14 protein-coding genes are annotated in these 15,554 nt (G+C 64.2%); 5 read left to right on the top strand and 9 right to left on the bottom strand.

Annotated features, from left to right (window positions below):
* Nucleotides 1–9: 9 nt before the first annotated feature.
* The 3 genes from NGM15_RS12285 to NGM15_RS12275 form a co-directional block, all read right to left on the bottom strand.
* Nucleotides 10–2,448: a ribonucleoside-diphosphate reductase subunit alpha gene (locus tag NGM15_RS12285; RefSeq protein WP_253431350.1), complete on the bottom strand. Its 2,439-nt coding sequence runs from the start codon at nucleotides 2,446–2,448 to the stop codon at nucleotides 10–12.
* Between the two features lie 171 nt (nucleotides 2,449–2,619).
* The gene (locus NGM15_RS12280; protein WP_425494445.1) at nucleotides 2,620–3,150 is read right to left on the bottom strand and encodes an acyl-CoA thioesterase; all 531 of its coding nucleotides are present in this window, start codon (nucleotides 3,148–3,150) and stop codon (nucleotides 2,620–2,622) included.
* 512 nt (nucleotides 3,151–3,662) lie between these two features.
* Nucleotides 3,663–4,142: an Lrp/AsnC family transcriptional regulator gene (locus tag NGM15_RS12275; protein ID WP_253431345.1), complete on the bottom strand. Its 480-nt coding sequence runs from the start codon at nucleotides 4,140–4,142 to the stop codon at nucleotides 3,663–3,665.
* A 357-nt stretch (nucleotides 4,143–4,499) separates the two neighbouring features.
* Between NGM15_RS12275 and NGM15_RS12270 the strand changes: the two genes are divergently transcribed.
* Nucleotides 4,500–5,402, top strand: coding sequence for a ketopantoate reductase family protein (locus NGM15_RS12270; protein WP_253431342.1), 903 nt, complete (start codon nucleotides 4,500–4,502; stop codon nucleotides 5,400–5,402).
* Between the two features lie 16 nt (nucleotides 5,403–5,418).
* On the opposite strand, the gene NGM15_RS12265 is transcribed toward NGM15_RS12270, so the two are convergent.
* Entirely contained in the window at nucleotides 5,419–5,769 is a 351-nt protein-coding gene (locus NGM15_RS12265; protein WP_253431339.1) for a NifU family protein, read from the bottom strand.
* A 75-nt stretch (nucleotides 5,770–5,844) separates the two neighbouring features.
* Nucleotides 5,845–6,159: a DUF5783 family protein gene (locus NGM15_RS12260; RefSeq protein WP_253431336.1), complete on the bottom strand. Its 315-nt coding sequence runs from the start codon at nucleotides 6,157–6,159 to the stop codon at nucleotides 5,845–5,847.
* A 268-nt stretch (nucleotides 6,160–6,427) separates the two neighbouring features.
* Here NGM15_RS12260 and NGM15_RS12255 point away from each other — a divergent pair, with 268 nt between their 5' ends.
* Together NGM15_RS12255 and NGM15_RS12250 are read left to right on the top strand one after the other, a co-directional pair.
* The gene (locus NGM15_RS12255) at nucleotides 6,428–6,805 is read left to right on the top strand and encodes a hypothetical protein (protein ID WP_253431333.1); all 378 of its coding nucleotides are present in this window, start codon (nucleotides 6,428–6,430) and stop codon (nucleotides 6,803–6,805) included.
* Between the two features lie 1,098 nt (nucleotides 6,806–7,903).
* Nucleotides 7,904–8,659: a CehA/McbA family metallohydrolase gene (locus NGM15_RS12250; RefSeq protein WP_253431330.1), complete on the top strand. Its 756-nt coding sequence runs from the start codon at nucleotides 7,904–7,906 to the stop codon at nucleotides 8,657–8,659.
* 55 nt (nucleotides 8,660–8,714) lie between these two features.
* Here the strand turns inward: NGM15_RS12250 and recJ are convergent, their stop codons facing one another.
* Nucleotides 8,715–10,211 (bottom strand): RecJ family nuclease, encoded by a 1,497-nt coding sequence (gene recJ, locus NGM15_RS12245; RefSeq protein ID WP_253431327.1) that lies wholly within the window; start codon nucleotides 10,209–10,211, stop codon nucleotides 8,715–8,717.
* 143 nt (nucleotides 10,212–10,354) lie between these two features.
* Between recJ and NGM15_RS12240 the strand changes: the two genes are divergently transcribed.
* Nucleotides 10,355–10,687, top strand: coding sequence for a hypothetical protein (locus NGM15_RS12240; RefSeq protein ID WP_253431325.1), 333 nt, complete (start codon nucleotides 10,355–10,357; stop codon nucleotides 10,685–10,687).
* Between the two features lie 67 nt (nucleotides 10,688–10,754).
* Nucleotides 10,755–12,548, top strand: a complete 1,794-nt coding sequence (pepF, locus tag NGM15_RS12235; RefSeq protein ID WP_253431322.1) for an oligoendopeptidase F — start codon at nucleotides 10,755–10,757, stop codon at nucleotides 12,546–12,548.
* A gap of 106 nt (nucleotides 12,549–12,654) precedes the next feature.
* Here pepF and NGM15_RS12230 read toward each other — a convergent pair whose 3' ends face one another.
* From NGM15_RS12230 to NGM15_RS12220, 3 genes are all read right to left on the bottom strand, one after another.
* Nucleotides 12,655–13,176: a GNAT family N-acetyltransferase gene (locus NGM15_RS12230; protein WP_253431320.1), complete on the bottom strand. Its 522-nt coding sequence runs from the start codon at nucleotides 13,174–13,176 to the stop codon at nucleotides 12,655–12,657.
* Nucleotides 13,177–13,222: 46 nt separating this feature from the next.
* A complete protein-coding gene (gene gpmI / locus NGM15_RS12225) occupies nucleotides 13,223–14,749 on the bottom strand; it encodes a 2,3-bisphosphoglycerate-independent phosphoglycerate mutase (RefSeq protein WP_253431317.1) in 1,527 nt (508 codons plus the stop codon).
* 159 nt (nucleotides 14,750–14,908) lie between these two features.
* Complete coding sequence (locus NGM15_RS12220) at nucleotides 14,909–15,490, bottom strand: cysteine hydrolase family protein (protein WP_253431314.1); 582 nt, start codon at nucleotides 15,488–15,490, stop codon at nucleotides 14,909–14,911.
* Nucleotides 15,491–15,554: the final 64 nt, after the last annotated feature.

The raw sequence follows: 15,554 nt of genomic DNA, 5'->3' as shown, positions 1-15,554 counted from the left end.
GAATACTGGTTACTGACAGGCCTCACAGGTCGGATCGTCGAGGGCGGGGAGGTCGTCGCTCGAGTCCTCGTCGGCGTCGCCGGGACCCGATTCGCTCCCTTCGTCCCCTCGCTCGCCACGGTGCTGGGTCTTCCCGTATTCGGCCATGTCGAGGGTCGACTTCTCGATCTGGGAGGCACCGAGGGTGCGCAGGTAGTACGTCGTTTTCAGCCCCAGCTCCCAGGCCGTTTTGTAGACGTCGCCGAGCAACGTGCCGTCGGTCGACGGGAAGAAGACGTTGTGAGATATCGACTGGTCGATCCACGTCTGTCGGTGGGCCGTGAGCCGAAGCTGGTGGCGCGGGTCGATCTCGAACGCGCCCCGGTACAGCGCTTTTACCTCGTCGGGAACCGTGTCGAGCTCCTGGACGGAGCCGTCGTGATACTTGAGCCGATCGACGAGGTCGTCGTCCCAGCACCCTCGCTCTCGCAGGTCCTCGACCAGGTGCTCGTTGACGATCGTAAAATCACCCGACATGTTCGACTTCACGTAGAGGTTCGAGTACATCGGTTCGATCGACGGCGTCGTCCCGTTGATCGTCGAGATGGTCGCCGTCGGCGCGATCGCCATCGTGTTCGAGTTTCGCATGCCGTGTTCGGCGACGTGCTCGCGAACGGTCTCCCACGCGAGCGTCTCCTCGCGATCGGTCGGAATCGCCCGGCCACGTTCGGCCTCGAGGCGGTCCACGGTATCTTGCGGCAGGAGGCCGCGGTCCCACTTCGATCCCTCGTAGGACGGATACGTCCCTCGTTCGGCGGCGAGTCTCGAGGAGTTTTGTATAGCGTGATACGATACAAACTCCTGCCAGCGGTTCGCTTTCTCGATGGCGTCCTCGCTGCCCATCGGGATCCCCAGTTCCATCAGCGCGTCGTGAAAGCCCATCGTGCCCAGGCCGACCGGGCGATGACGTTGGTTCGAGTGCTCGGCCGCATCGGTCGGGTAGAAACACAGGTCAACGACGTTGTCGAGCATCCGCATTGCGGTTTCGACCGTCGAGGCGAGGTGTTCGCGGTCGAGTTCGCCGTCCGCGACGTGGGTCGCGAAGTTGACGCTCCCGAGGTTGCACACGGCGTGTTCGTCGGCGCTCGTGTTCAGCGTGATCTCCGTACAGAGGTTCGAGGAGTGGACGGTCCCGACGTGGTCCTGCGGCGAGCGGACGTTACACGGATCCTTGAACGTCAGCCACGGGTGACCGGTTTCGAACACGCGGGTAAGCAACTGCCGCCAGAGCGACTCGGCGTCGACGCGCTCGTACTGGCGCAGTTCGCCCGCGTCGGCCAGGTGCTCGTACTCCCGGTATCGTTCCTCGAACGCCGCGCCGGTGAGTTCGTGGAGATCGGGTACCTCGTCGGGACTGAACAGCGTCCACTCGCCACCGTCCTGGACGCGCTTGACGAAGAGGTCCGGGATCCACGCGGCGGTGTTCATGTCCGGGGTCCGACGTCGCTCGTCGCCGGTGTTGCGCTTGAGGTCGACGAAGGCGGGAAAGTCGAGGTGCCAGCACGCCAGGTAGGCACAGGCTGCTCCACGGCGTTTTCCGGAGCGGTTGATCGCTGCCGTCACGTCGTTGCTGATTCGAAGAAAGGGGACGACACCGGTCGACTCGACGCCGGTCGACTCGATCAACGCGCCCTCGGCTCGAACGTTTGTCCAGTCGTTACCCAGGCCGCCGCTCCACTTCGAGAGCTGTGCGTGGTGTTTGTAGGCGTCGAAGATCCCCTCGAGGTCGTCCGGAACGGTCGTCAGGTAACACGACGAGAGCTGTGGATGGGCTGTCCCGCTGTGAAAGAGCGTCGGCGTCGACGGCGTGAACTCGAGTTTCGAGAGCACCTCGTAGAATTCTATCGCCCGGTCTTGCGGGTCGTCCTCCTCGAGAGCGAGCCCCATCGCCACCCGCATCCAGAACGCCTGCGGTAACTCCAGTGGCTCGTCGCCCTGTTCGATTCGAAGGACGTACCGCTGGACGAGCGTCTCCATCGCCATGTACTCGAGGTACCCGTCCCGGTCGAGGTCGAGCGCCTCGGCGAGTGCCTCGAGGTCGAATCGTTCGAGGAGGCGTTCGTCGAGACGGCTCGCGTCGACCGCCCGCTCGAGGTTGGCCACGAACGTCGCGCGATAGGCCTGCTCGAGTTCGTCCCCGGAGACGTTCGTGCCGAGGACGGTTCGGTAGTATCGGTGTCGGGCGACCGTTCCGGCGATACGTTTGTACGCGGGATCGCGCTCGATTCGAGCCGTTAGCGCCTGGATGACGGCCTCGTATTGCTCGTCGACCGTCGCTCCCTCGTAGAGGGAACGATCGATCGTATCGAGAAGCGATTCGTCCGCGAGTAGTGACGGTCCGTCGGCAGGCTGTGCGCGCTCGAGAATCGAGCGGACGTCTGGAATCGATGTCGGCGTGTGGTAGCTCATAGGTAAGTTCGTCGTTCGGTGCGAGACGACGGCGCCCGAAACCGGCAGCGTTGCCACTGTCGATACTGGTGTGTGGCTCCTTCGGTCCCGCGTCGCCTCCGCAGTACCGGTATCCGACCGGACTCACATAAACGCTCCCCAATGAAATTGTAGTAGTGAAAGTTTAGTTGTTCAATTGGTCGTTCGACCTTCGCCGTCGGCGGGCTTCTCGAGTTCGCACGCGAGTTCCCGGCGCCGGGAGCGACGCGCTTCGAGCGCTCGGTCGCGAAGGTCGATTTCGGCCGTCGTCGGACAGCGAAGTGCTGGCACGGCCGTCGGCGTCTCGGATTCGTCCAGCGCGATGAAGGTGAAAAACGAGGTCGCCGTCTCGTTCGTTTCGCCGTGTTGGGGGCGCTCGGCACGAACGTCGACTCGGACGTCCATGCTGGTCACCCCCGTGTCGAATACGTAACCGGTCACGGTTACGATGTCGCCGAGTTCGATCGGCGCGATGAAGTCGACGTGGTCCATCGCGGCCGTCACCACCTGCCGTCGAGCGAACCGTTTGCCGGCGATCGCGCCACAGATGTCCATCCAGTGGAGTACGGCGCCGCCGAGCGCACGCTCGAGGTTGTTCGTCTCGTTGGGCATTAAAATCTCGCTCACTTCGGTGTACGACGTTTGAAGTGACCTCGCCCTGCTCACGGACCGCTCGCGGTTCATGATGCGTTCTGGAGTCCCGATCCACTAATTACTATCTAATTTGGACTACTACAAGTGTGGTTTATTACCGGCGGTGGTATCTCGTCGTTGCCGGTGAGCGATCGAACTCGAACGTATTCATGAATCGACAAGTAATACTCAGGCCGAGGAAACCCGGCGTTTACGCCGGGTCTCGGTCGCGCCGCCGGTAGTGGGCGAGAAACTGGACCCCACAGCTCCGACAATTGACCCAGACTTTCCCCCCCGCGTTTGCCTCGTCGTCCACAATGTCGCTGTTCTTCGGGACGATCGCGAACGCCGTTTCGTTACACTCTGGGCACGGTACTGATTTTCCGGTGGGGGTGTCGCTCACGTTTTCACCTGTTGCTGAATCTATGTGTGCTTTTCTCCCTCGGGTATAAGTACGTGTTGGGAATTTTCTAACCTGGCCAACGTACCCTCCCTTCGAAACGACTATCCTAAGTAAGCGTCCAGGCTCCGCTCGGCTCGACGGGCGGCGTTTCCTGGTTCGATCAGTGGTCGTCTGTCGGCTCCAGCCCGCACACGTACTTGAAGGGACGCGTGTATTCAGCCCGGATGAGGTTCTCGTCGTTGATCTCTAGCGCGAGGTCGTCGAGCTGTTCGGCGACGTGAGTGATGTCCGCGTCCTCGGCGCCGACCGCCTTGATGTGGAGGTTCTCCTGGCCCGTCATCAGTTCGGTCACCTCGACGACCTGTGGGAGCGCCAGTGTCTCTTTGGCCACGGCGGACCGCTCGCTGATCCGGGTCGTGCAGGTGAAGTGAAAGAAGAGTCGAAGCCCGGTCGAGTGGTAATCGATGGCCGTCGTGTAGCCGGTGATGATCCCGTCCTCCTCTAATCGAGCCATCCGATTGTGGACGGTGTTGTCGGAGACCCCGATCTCCTCGGCCAGACTGGTCGCCTTGTATCGCGCGTTTTCCTGTAACAGGTCGAGCAACTGTCTGTCCGTTTCATCGAACGGGGGCGTCGCCATACTCGGCATCTCCTCTCCACACCAAAATTTTTTCCGATCTCTTTTATTAATGGGAGCTTTGCTTAGATATCTCCCATTTTATGGGACTCAATGAGAAATCTCTAATTTGAACACACCCTCCTTAAGTACAACTTAATCCCGATGAGAAAACCGATCGTCTCCGCCGTCACAGTTCGAGAGTCAACGTAGCGCCAGTAGCGAGCCTCCCCTCGGCCCGTCGCTATCGACGGTGACCGCCGGCACGCCGGTGAAGACTGAGGCGTTGCTCGGCGAACCGGCCCGTTCCCGTCTACTACGGAGTACCGCTAGTGAGGGCGGAGGGGAACCGTTTTACCACTTCCTCGAGCCATCTCCGCTATGGACATCGTCGTCTTCGGCGCCGGCAGTCTGGGCAGCCTCGTCGGCGGCCTGCTCGCGCGCTCCCACGACGTCACGCTCGTCGCTCGAGAGCCACACGCGAGCGTCGTCGCCGAGGACGGCCTCCAAATCACGGGTACCCTCGAGGAGACCGCCAATCCAGATGCGAGAGCCGACGGGGCCGACCTCGAGGCCGACATCGCCGTCGTCACGGTCAAATCCTATGCCACCGAGGACGCCGCCCGAACCCTCGCGACGGGCACGTTCGAGGCCGCACTCTCGCTGCAAAACGGCATGGGCAACGAGGAGACTCTCGCCGAACACCTGTCGTGTCCGGTCCTCGCAGGGACGGCGACCTACGGAGCGATCCTGGAGGAACCCGGCGTCGTCACCTGCACCGGTCTCGGGGAACTCGTTCTCGGCGCTCGAGACGGTGGCCCATCGCCGGTCGCTGATCGCGTCGGCGAGGCCTTCTCTCGCTCGGGACTCGAGACGATCGTCTCGTCGTCGATGCCACACCGGTTGTGGGAGAAACTAGCCGTCAACGCCGCGATCAATCCCGTGACGGCCCTCGCCGACGCGCCGAACGGGGCCGTCCTGGAGGACCCCCTCCGTGACCTGTCGCGGGCCGCGGCGCGCGAGACGGCTCGGCTCGCCCGCGCGAACGGAGTCTCGCTCGCCAACCGGGAGGCGCTCGCCGCGCTCGAGTCGGTCGCGACAACGACGGCGACGAACGCGTCGTCGATGCGCCAGGACGTTCGCGCCGGAAAACGAACCGAGATCGACGCGATAAACGGCTACGTCTGTGACCGGGCCGCCGCCTGCGGTCTCGCCGTTTCGACGAACCAAACACTCGCGGCGCTCGTGCGGGCGTGGGAACGAGAAACGCTTGACGGGAGGTAGTTACGACGTAGCGTAATCAGAACGGGGCCTGCGGCCCTTCGTCGTCCTCGCCGTCGTCGACGGTCTCGCCGGGGAACGAGGGGCTCATGCCGGCGCCACCGGCGCCGTCCATACCCGTACCCGCGTGGACCTTCGTGACTTCGGGAATTTCCTTGACCATCCGGCTCTTGATCGCCTGGATCGTCATTGGGGAGATGCCACAACCGCTGCAGGCACCGCCGAGCTGAATGTACACCTCGCCGGTCTCGCGGTCGATCTCCTGGATGGCCGCGCTCCCGCCGTGCATCTGGATCTGTGGGAAGTTCCGTCGCAGGAAGTTCGCCACGCGCTCTTCGAGGTCGTCGCCTTCCTGGGTCTCCGTGCTCATACTCACTCGTTGGGCGTCGCCCTCCCTAAACCTTCCGTCGTCAATGTTCGGCCGACGTTTGGCTCCGGTCCGGTTTCACACGTTGAAGACGCGCTCGAGTTCCGTCTCGATGGCGTCGACGTGGGCCTCGAGCACCGTCTCGAACCGTTCCCGGTCGACGACGACGCCGGTGATCCGGTCGTGGGGATCGTCGGGGAGTTCGATCCAGAAGCCGTCTTCCTCGTCGTAAAAGGGCTCGCTCTCGTTGAGTACCTGCTGGTCGATCGCGTGGACGAGCGAGGAGTCGTAGCGCTCGTTGATGCGGCTGAACGCGTTCTTGTAGGCTTGCTGGAGTTCGGGGAAGTAGTGGACGTACTTGTCCTCGAACTTCGCCGGGTCGAACTCGGTCATACCCGGGCAATTGGGACTCGAACGTATAGTACTCGTTGAATCCGTTCGTCCGTCTACGAACACGAAAGCGGGGCTGGCGCCGGCCGTTTGCCCACCGTTTCGAACCGGCCTTTCCCGAGGAGGACTCCCGAGACGACAACCAAACGATCCGGCGACGCTTCACCTGGATCGACTCTCAGAAAACACGATACGGCATGGGGATCCTATTAAGGGTGGTTACTTACGCAAGCCCAATCCACTCGTAAGGCAGTGGCCTCCCATCGGCTGTATGTCACTGGACCACCACCCCATCCCACACGAAGCGTTGCCGCCAGGATGGGGGCCGTCCACCGTCAGCGACGGCCGGTTCGTCTACCGCCGCCACGAGCCGTTCCTCGAGGTTCTCGCCGAGCAGACCGACGGAGACCAGGCGAACCCACGGCTCGGCCTCGGTCGGTGCTGGAAACTCCAGCTTCGCCATCAGATCGGTGAACTCGAGGTCACCGAATCGATCGGTCACGTCTCGACGAAACGCGCAGCGCTCGACGGATTGCTCGAGTGCCTGCACCGAATCCACAACACCGTCGAGACGCCCGACGATCCAATCGCCGTCCAGGCAGCGCTCGACGAGATCGAGCTCGGTGACACTGTTCCAGGCCCGGAGTGAATGTTGGCGGTCCTCTTCGTTCTTCTCTCGTACAATCGTCGAACGGCGTCAGCGGGAACCGCGTCCCGAGTTGACTCGAGAGTCTCTACAACGCGGCGACGCCCGTTCCTCGCCGGAATCGCCGTCGACGCGCTGGATTTCGTGATCGACGAGTTCGTAGCGATCGACGAATCGCTATTTGTCTAATACTGGCGTTCTGTATATCATCATTCGATTTATGACTGCCCGAGAGAGGCATGAGAGCCGGATACAACCGCCGGCGATTGCATGGGTGGTTGACTCCCGCCGTCCGGGCTCGTCCCTGAACGTTCGCTAAATCCGTCGCTCACTTCCCCTTCCGTCCGGACCCGCGCTTTTCTCGGACTCGATCGAAGACGACGCGAAACCAACCACTCCGCTGCGTCACGTTCCTGCGGAACGTTTACACCGGTATCGTCACTCCAGGACGCGTCTCGCCATCGCCGACGAATGGTGGCCCGACGAGTGGTCGAACCGAACGGGGCGGTTCGTTCGAGTGTCCACCAGTTTATCGGCCGATCACGACGGGGAATTGAAGCGGAGTCGTCCGTCCAGGACACCGTCTTCTCGCGCGCTAGTGATGGTGGCCCTCGAGTCCACTCCGAGAGGTTCTTATGTGGGCTCGGGGGTGTGTCGCTGTTGCTCTGGAGCCCCTGGCTTCTCGCTCGTCGATTGGCCCTCGGTCGGTCGTCGCTCGGTTACGTGGGATTAGCATGGCTCGGTTTCTCGCTTCTGTTGGCCAATCTCGAGGAGGCGTCGGGTGCGTCCTCGAGTCGCTCGTCGTTGTCGACCGCCTGCGCGTTGCCGAGTGGGCTCCGCTTTGCCGATGAAACTCGGATCCGAGTCGCCAGTTCCCGATGAAACCCGATTAATGGCTGTTCGAGGGCTCTTACAGAGCATCTGCCTCCGAACGCCAATAGCAGGCATATATCACATGATGATATATGGAATTAGACGGACGTGGACGGTCGGTTCACTGGAGGGACACCGAAGGGTCGGTCGTCGGTGTTCTTGCTTCCCGAGAGTAGAAAGTTTATAACGCGCAACCGGTTATCTCTCATCGAGACCTACTCTCCTCGTATGTCCGCTCACATCCCCTTCGCTATCGATTTTCACGTCCACTCGGAGACTTCCTACGACGGACACGAGCCCGTCGAGCTCATCCTCGAGCACGCGGCAGACATCGGTCTCGACGGTGTCGTCATCACCGACCACGACGAAATCGATGCGTCCCTCGAGGCAGCCGAACTCGCCTCACGTTACGGGCTCGTCGGAATTCCCGGCGTCGAGGTGTCGACGGCACAGGGCCACCTCCTCGCGATCGGTGTCGAGGAGCGACCCGAACCGGGCCGGCCGTTCCAGACGACCGTCGAACGGGTTCGCGAACTCGGCGGCCTCGCCATCGTTCCCCATCCGTTCCAGCGAAGTCGCCACGGGGTTCGACGGCGCCACATCCTCGACGTGGACGCCGTCGAGGTGTACAACTCGATGCTCTTTACGGGCTACCAGAATCGTCGAGCACGCCGGTTCGCGCAGCGACGCGAGTACCCGAAGGTCGGCGGCAGCGACGCCCACTACCTCCCGAACGTCGGCCGTGCGTACACCGAGGTGACCGTGACGAGTGCCGACGAGGACGTCACCAAGACGACCATCGACGGCGACCACCTCGTCGACGCCATCCTCGAGGGGAGAACGCGCATCCAGGGGAAACGGACGCCGATCCGAAAGAGCACCGTCCAGTACGCGAAGGGCGCGGTGCGGAAATCGTCGTACGTGATCACGAAGCGAACGCCGCTGATACCGACGGTGCCGGCGTCGATGGATCGCTCACAGTAGCTGTCGGGGTGGAACTCGTGTCAGTTCTCAGCCGTCAGTGACCAGCTATCAGCCATCAGCTATCGCCGAGTTGCTCACCGACGATTTCGTCGGCGCGCTCGACGAACTCCGCTTGCTTCCCTGCGGGTACCGTCGCCCCGGCAGCGACGTCGTGTCCACCGCCGTCCCCGCCGACTGACCGTGACGCCTCGCCCATCACGACCGAGAGGTCGAGCCCTTTTCTGACGAGGCTGTGGGTCCCGCGGGCGGATACTTTGACCTCCTCGTCGTTCTTGTTCGCGAACGCGAGGATGGGCATGGACCGGCTGATGCCGGCGTTGCCAACGGCCATCCCGGCGACGATGCCGACGATGGTCTCGCGGATGCGGTCGCCCGCGTCGAACCACTGGACGTGGGCTTCCTTCGTGACGCCCTCCCTGGTCACGAGATCGATACCGTTCGAGAGATTGCGGCGGTGTTCCCTGAGCAGTTGGCGAGCGCGCTCGAGGGCCTCGTCTCGATCACCGAGACAGACCCCGAGACCCACGTCGGCGCGCTCGTAGCGGGCCGTCGCGTTGAGCAGGGTCGAGAATTCGCTGGCGTCACGGAGTTCGGTGCCGACGGGCTCGGCCGCGAGGACGTAGCTCGTGCCCACGAGGTCGTCGATCTTGTGCGCCGGGACGCCGCTCGTGACGGCCTTCTTGACGAGCGCGCTCGCGACGGTCTGTTTCTCCTCACTCGTGAGATTTGCCCAGCAGCGCCACTCGCCGTCACGTTTCAACTCGAGGTCGAGGCCGTCCAGGAAGCGGAGCGCGCCGTTGCCGTCGTTCGAGATTCCCGGAATGTTGACGTCGCTCGCGTACTCGAGCAGTTTCGGAAGGGGGCGGGTCTGTTTCCCGTAGAGGGCGAGGTCGGTCGCGGTCTCGAGGACGCCGGCCTCGACGCCCTCGGCGACGATCTTCGCGTTGGCACCGTGGAGTTCGCCGCCGGAGGCCTGCATGTCGCCGACGGCGCCGACGACAGCCAGCGCGGCGAGGTCGCGGTTGTCGGCTCGAGCGGTGGCGCTGCCGCCGTCCGTTGCCGTCGGCTCTCCCGCCGTTTCGGCCGCCCCAGCCGTTCCGGATCCCTCGCCTGCTTCCGCGAGCGCCCGCGCGAGGACGTAACTCGCCCCGGCACCCGAGAGTTCGGAGGCACCATTGATGCCGAACAGGAGGGGGTTGAGGTGGTAGGTGGTGTCGGCCTCCGCGGGCTGGTGGTGGTCGGCGATGACGGGCGTGAAGTCGCCGGCGTCCTCGTGGTCGGCGATCACGTCGAGTTGGCCGCTCCCGAAGTCGGTGAACAGCACGGTGTCGTAGTCGGTGTCGGCGATTGCCTCGATCGCCTCGGCGTCGAGTTGCTTCTCGAAGACGGTCTCGAAGGGCAGCTCCGCTCGTTCGAGGGCGCTCGCGGCGACTGCGGCGCTCGTCAGTCCGTCGGCGTCGATGTGGGAGGCGAGGAGCACGCGGTCGCACTCGAGCAGGTGCTCGGCGCAGGCGGTGGCGCGTTCCTCGAGGGCGGGGATCGGGCCTGCCATCGTATCGATTGGTGGTTGGGTCGGCTTCCGGGATAAACCTGCGGGTGCCCCGCTCCTGGAGATCCGTTCGGTGTCGGGCCGTCCCGCGCCTCCTGGCGCGAGAGTCTCAACGGTTATCACCCGTCCGTCCCTGGTCGCGAACGATGGTGCTCTGGCGCGACCTGCTTCGATGGAGCGCGTTCGTCGCGATTGCCGGGGTGACCCTGCTCGTGCCTGCGTTGCTCCTCGAGTTCGGTTACACGCACGGCCGGTTCGCCCTCCTCGCGGCGCTGGTGCTCTCGGGGTGGGTCGGCGGGTACGGCGTCCGTACCGGACGGACCAGGCCGGCGTACCTGGGAGCACTCGGCCTGGTGATCTTCTCGATCTGGGACGACGTGATCCAGCTCGCGGCGCTCCCGGCCGCGGTGCTGGTCGTTCTCGGGGCGCTCGCGTCGCGGCCCTCGAGCGAGCCGGCGGGCGACAGCGATAGCGATTAACGACTGACGGCGGGTATTCGGGGGCGCTTCGATACCCTTTACCACCTTCGTTCCGAAACTTCGTCCCATGAGTTCCGTTCCCACGCGCTCGGAGATCGAGGAGGAGTACACCTGGGATCTCGAGAGCATCTACGCCACCGACGACGACTGGGAGGACGCCTACGAGGCGGCGACGGACCAGGTCGAGGACCTGGCAGCCTACGAGGGCCAGACGACCGAGGACGCCGAGACGTTACTCGAGATTCTCGAACTGCGCGACCGGCTCATGCGCCAGATCTCGACGATCGCCGCCTACGCCCGGATGCGAAGCGATGAGGACACGACGAACCAGGAGTACCAGGCCCTGAGCGCACGGGCACAGTCGCTGGCCGCCGATGCCCAGTCTGCGGCCTCGTTCATCGAGCCGGAACTGCAGGAACTGTCCCGGGAGGACTTCGAAGCCGTGGTCGAGGACGAACCCGACCTCGTGACCTACGCCCACTACGTCGACGACGTGTTGCGGATGAAACCCCACACGCGCTCGGCCGAGGTGGAGGCGCTGCTGGCGGACCTGAGCGAGGTCACCGGTGCACCCGGCGAGGTCTACAGCATGCTCTCGAACGCCGACATGGGCTTTCCGACGGTCGAGGATCCCGACGGTGAATCCGTCGAGATCACCCAGAGTAACTTCGTCAACCTGCTCAAGCGACCCGACCGCGACTTCCGACAGCGGGTCTACGAGGCCTACTTCGACGAGTGGGAATCGGTCCGAAACACGGTCGCCGCCTCCTACAAGAACAGCGTCAAAGCCGACGTCAAACTCGCCCGGGCACGAAACTACGAGACCGCCCGCGAGGCGGCCCTCGACGGCCCCAACGTCCCCGTCGAGGTGTACGACACGCTCGTCGACAGCGTCCACGACAACCTCGAGCACCTCCACCGTCACGCCGACCTCAAGCGCGAGGCGCTCGGCGTCGACGAACTCCGAATGTGGGACGTCTACATGCCACTGACCGGCGAAGAAGGGCCGGACGTCGAGTACGACGACGCCGCCCAGTACGTCGTCGACGCCGTTGCCCCCCTGGGCGAGGAGTACCAGTCCCGCGTCGCGGAGGGCCTGGAGTCACGGTGGGTCGACGTCTACGAGAACGAGGGCAAGCGCACGGGCGCCTACTCCGGGGGTACCTACGACACCCAGCCGTTCATCCTGATGAACTACCAGGACGACGTCGCCTCGATGTACACGCTGGCTCACGAACTCGGCCACTCGATGCACTCGGAACTGACGAAGCAAGAACAGCCGTACATCTACTCGGGCTACGAGATTTTCACCGCCGAGGTCGCGAGCACGGTCAACGAGGCCCTGCTGACCCACCACCTGCTCGAGACCGTCGAGGACCCCGAGTTCCGCAAGGCCATCCTCAACGAGTTCTTAGAGCGGGTGCGTTCGACGCTGTACCGCCAGACGCTCTTCGCCGAGTTCGAACACGAGGCACACGCGCTCGAGGAGGGAGGCGAGCCGCTGACGGCCGACCGCCTCGACGAACTGTACGGTGACCTCAAGGCCCAGTACTACGAACCCGCCGAAATCGACGACCAGATTCCCCGTGAGTGGATGCGCATCCCGCACTTCTACCGCGCGTTCTACGTCTACCAGTACTCGACGGGAATCTCCGCGGCGCTCGCCATCGCCGACGACATCGTCGAGAACGGTGCCGATGCGGCCGAGGACTACCTCGAATTCCTCCGCCGGGGTTCCCGGGAGTACCCCCTCGAATTGCTCGAGATCGCCGGCGTCGACATGCGCTCGTCGGAACCGATCGACCGGGCGCTGTCGACCTACCGCGACCGACTCGAGGAACTGGACGCCCTGCTCGAGTGAAGGCGTCGGGGTAGCGATTCTGGTTTGCCGATCGATTCGACTTGTCCGAATACGATCCCCTCGCCAGCGACGGGGGCCAGTTCGGAGGCCGAACGTGTGGGTCGGGCTACAGCTCCTTTTGCATGTGCAACACGTCGAACGGCGCCCCCTCGAGTTCCCGAACCCGCACGTCGTGGTAGCCGCGCCGACGGTAAACCTCGGGGAGAAACGGGTGGTCGGCGAACGTCCGCAATCGCATCCGGTCGTGGTCTTCCCGCCGGGCGAGCGTCTCGACGTGCTCGATCAACTCATTGCCGATTCCCTGGCCTCGAGCGCGCGGGGGGACCGCGAGGCGGCCGAACTCGGGGGCGTCGGGGTCGTACTTCCCTTCGTCGCGGTAGCGGATGGCGCCGACGAGTTTGCCGGCGGCGGGCCGGTCGTCAGCCCTGCCGCCTGAGTCCTCTCCAGCGGTGACCGCAACGAATACGCGACTCTCCCGAATCCAGGCCTCGAGGGCCCCGCGGTCGGCGCGCGCCGCTCGCGAAGGAAAGCCGAGGTCGACGTTGGTCGCGTAGGCGTCGCGGTAGAGACGCGCCAGCGTCGGAGCGTCGGCGATCATCGCCGGGCGAATGGACGCGGCGGGGGACATACCTCGTGGTGGTCGATCGAGCGAGATGAACGCATCGACTTCTCGACTACTCGCGGACGAGCAGGGACTCGCCGGTCATCTCCGGCGGCCGGGTGAGACCGATGCACTCGAGCATCGTGGGCGCGAGGTCGGCGAGCGTCCCGCCCTCGCGGATCCGGACGTCGGCACTCGCATCGCCGTCGGGAGCCACGTAGAAGAACGGCACGTCGTTGTATGTGTGGGCCGTGTGTGGCTCCTCTTCGGTTCCCATGTCGTCGGCGTTGCCGTGGTCGGCGGTGACGAAGACGTGTGCGCCGTGGGCCTCGAGGGTCTCGAGCAACCGACCGAGTTGGGTGTCGACGGCCTCGACGGCTTCGACGGCCGCTCGGTAGTCGCCGGTGTGGCCGACCATGTCGGGATTGGCGTAGTTCAGTACCAGGACGTCCGGATCCCGGCTCGCGATGGTGTCGATGGCCGTGTCGGTCACCTCGGGGGCGCTCATCTCCGGCTGGAGGTCGTAGGTGGGGACGTCCGGGCTCTCGACGATCTTCCTGACCTCGCCGTCGAACTCGACCTCGCGGCCCCCATTGAGGAAATAGGTGACGTGGGCGTACTTCTCGGATTCGGCGATCCGGAGCTGGGACTTGCCGGCGTCGGCGAGCACTTCGCCCAGGACCTGTGAGGGCTGGGTCGGCGGGAACGCCACCGGGAGGTCGAACGTCTTGTCGTACTGGGTCAGCATGACGACCTCGATGTCGGGTGGGTGCGTCTCGAACACCCACTCCGGACGGATGTCGGCGAGCATCCGGGTTAACTGGCGGGCGCGGTCGGATCGGAAGTTGAACCAGATGACTGAATCGCCGTCTTGCAGCGCTGGCTGTCCCGCAATGACCGTCGGCTTGACGAACTCGTCGGTCTGGCCGCGCTCGTAGGAGTCGGTGACGGCCTCGACGGCCGAGGACGCCTCGAAGGCGGCGTCACGGTCGACGATGGCGTCGTAAGCTTGCCTCGTCCGCTCCCAGTTCTGGTCGCGATCCATCGCGTAGTATCGTCCGGAGACCGTGGCCATGTCTCCAGTTTCCGCCTCGTCGATCACGGCCTCGAGTTCCGCGAGGTAGCCCTCGCCGCCGTGGGGCGAGGTGTCACGCCCGTCGGTGATGGCGTGGGTGACCGCCTCGACGTCGCGGTCGGCGGCCATCCTGATCAGTGCGTGGAGGTGCTCGTGATCGGCGTGGACGCCGCCGTCGCTGACGAGGCCGAGGAAGTGGACTCGCCCGCCATTTTCGAGGGCGTGGTCGAAGGCGGCGTCGATAGCCGCGTTTCGACGAAAACTGCCGTCGGCGACGGCGTCCGTGATACGGGTGTACTCCTGTAACACGACCCTGCCGGCGCCGATGTTGAGGTGGCCGACCTCACTGTTGCCCATCTGGCCGTCCGGGAGGCCGACGCGTCGGCCGGCGACCTCGAGGCTTCCCGCCGGCCCCGCTCGAGTCAGGCGATCGACGACGGGCGTATGCGCCGCCTCGACCGCGTTCCGGCCGCCGTCGTCGCGTCCGAGGCCCCAGCCATCGAGGATAATGAGTGCCGCGTCCATGCTCGAGGAGTACCGGTCCGACCGTATTTAACTGTCGTCTGGTGGAAATCGTTGCCGACCGATCGCTCGGTCGCCGCGGCGCTCGAGCAACACTATCGATATTATAGCATTGAGTTCCGCTCGAGCGTCGCTTCCCCGAGAGATTGGTTCTCCAGGACCCTATGCTGAACCGTCGAACGACAAGTCGTCGCTCTCGACGACCTCACCGAACAGCCAGTCCGCGTGCTCCAGGGCGTACTCGTGGTGGTCGTCCTCGAGCGCCCCGATGCAGTCCGCAACCATGAGCGGGCGGTAATCCCGGAGTCCCGCGCTCCCGCCGGTGTGGAGGACGCAAACGTTCGCGAGGGTGCCACAGATGACCAGATCCGAGATTTCGCGCGCAGAGAGCCAGCCGTCGAGCTGGGTCTCGTGGAAGGCGTCGTAGGTGTGCTTCTCGACGATCAGGTCCTCCTCACGAACGTCGAGTTCCTCGACCAGTTCGGTCTCCCACGACCCCTCCAGGACGTGTTCGCCCCACCGGTCGAACTCGTCGTAGTAATGGGCGTCCTCGAACTGTTCGGGGGGATGGACGTCACGGCTGTAGACGATTCGACTCCCTGCCTCTCGCGCTCGCTCGACCAGGGTCGCGATTGGGTCGATCACGGATTCGCTGCCCGACGCGTACAGCGCCCCGTCGGGGTGACAGAAGCCGTTTTGCATGTCGACGACGACCACTGCGGTGGCGTCTGGCTCGAGGTGCATAGTCGAAAATATCCACTGTCGAGCCATAAATCCACGCACGGCGGGTCAGTCCAGGCGTAAATCG

The organism is Natronosalvus halobius (assembly GCF_024138145.1).
In the GTDB taxonomy this organism is placed as follows: Archaea; Halobacteriota; Halobacteria; order Halobacteriales; family Natrialbaceae; genus Natronosalvus; species Natronosalvus halobius.
This window is presented reverse-complemented; position numbering and strand designations above follow the sequence as displayed.

Excerpts from the sequence above, each read along its gene's own strand:
- NGM15_RS12285 (WP_253431350.1), bottom strand. The coding sequence starts at position 2,448 with ATGAGCTACCACACGCCGACATCGATTCCAGACGTCCGCTCGATTCTC.
- NGM15_RS12280 (WP_425494445.1), bottom strand. The coding sequence starts at position 3,150 with ATGAACCGCGAGCGGTCCGTGAGCAGGGCGAGGTCACTTCAAACGTCG.
- NGM15_RS12275 (WP_253431345.1), bottom strand. The coding sequence starts at position 4,142 with ATGGCGACGCCCCCGTTCGATGAAACGGACAGACAGTTGCTCGACCTG.
- NGM15_RS12270 (WP_253431342.1), top strand. The coding sequence starts at position 4,500 with ATGGACATCGTCGTCTTCGGCGCCGGCAGTCTGGGCAGCCTCGTCGGC.
- NGM15_RS12265 (WP_253431339.1), bottom strand. The coding sequence starts at position 5,769 with ATGAGCACGGAGACCCAGGAAGGCGACGACCTCGAAGAGCGCGTGGCG.
- NGM15_RS12260 (WP_253431336.1), bottom strand. The coding sequence starts at position 6,159 with ATGACCGAGTTCGACCCGGCGAAGTTCGAGGACAAGTACGTCCACTAC.
- NGM15_RS12255 (WP_253431333.1), top strand. The coding sequence starts at position 6,428 with ATGTCACTGGACCACCACCCCATCCCACACGAAGCGTTGCCGCCAGGA.
- NGM15_RS12250 (WP_253431330.1), top strand. The coding sequence starts at position 7,904 with ATGTCCGCTCACATCCCCTTCGCTATCGATTTTCACGTCCACTCGGAG.
- recJ (WP_253431327.1), bottom strand. The coding sequence starts at position 10,211 with ATGGCAGGCCCGATCCCCGCCCTCGAGGAACGCGCCACCGCCTGCGCC.
- NGM15_RS12240 (WP_253431325.1), top strand. The coding sequence starts at position 10,355 with ATGGTGCTCTGGCGCGACCTGCTTCGATGGAGCGCGTTCGTCGCGATT.
- pepF (WP_253431322.1), top strand. The coding sequence starts at position 10,755 with ATGAGTTCCGTTCCCACGCGCTCGGAGATCGAGGAGGAGTACACCTGG.
- NGM15_RS12230 (WP_253431320.1), bottom strand. The coding sequence starts at position 13,176 with ATGTCCCCCGCCGCGTCCATTCGCCCGGCGATGATCGCCGACGCTCCG.
- gpmI (WP_253431317.1), bottom strand. The coding sequence starts at position 14,749 with ATGGACGCGGCACTCATTATCCTCGATGGCTGGGGCCTCGGACGCGAC.
- NGM15_RS12220 (WP_253431314.1), bottom strand. The coding sequence starts at position 15,490 with ATGCACCTCGAGCCAGACGCCACCGCAGTGGTCGTCGTCGACATGCAA.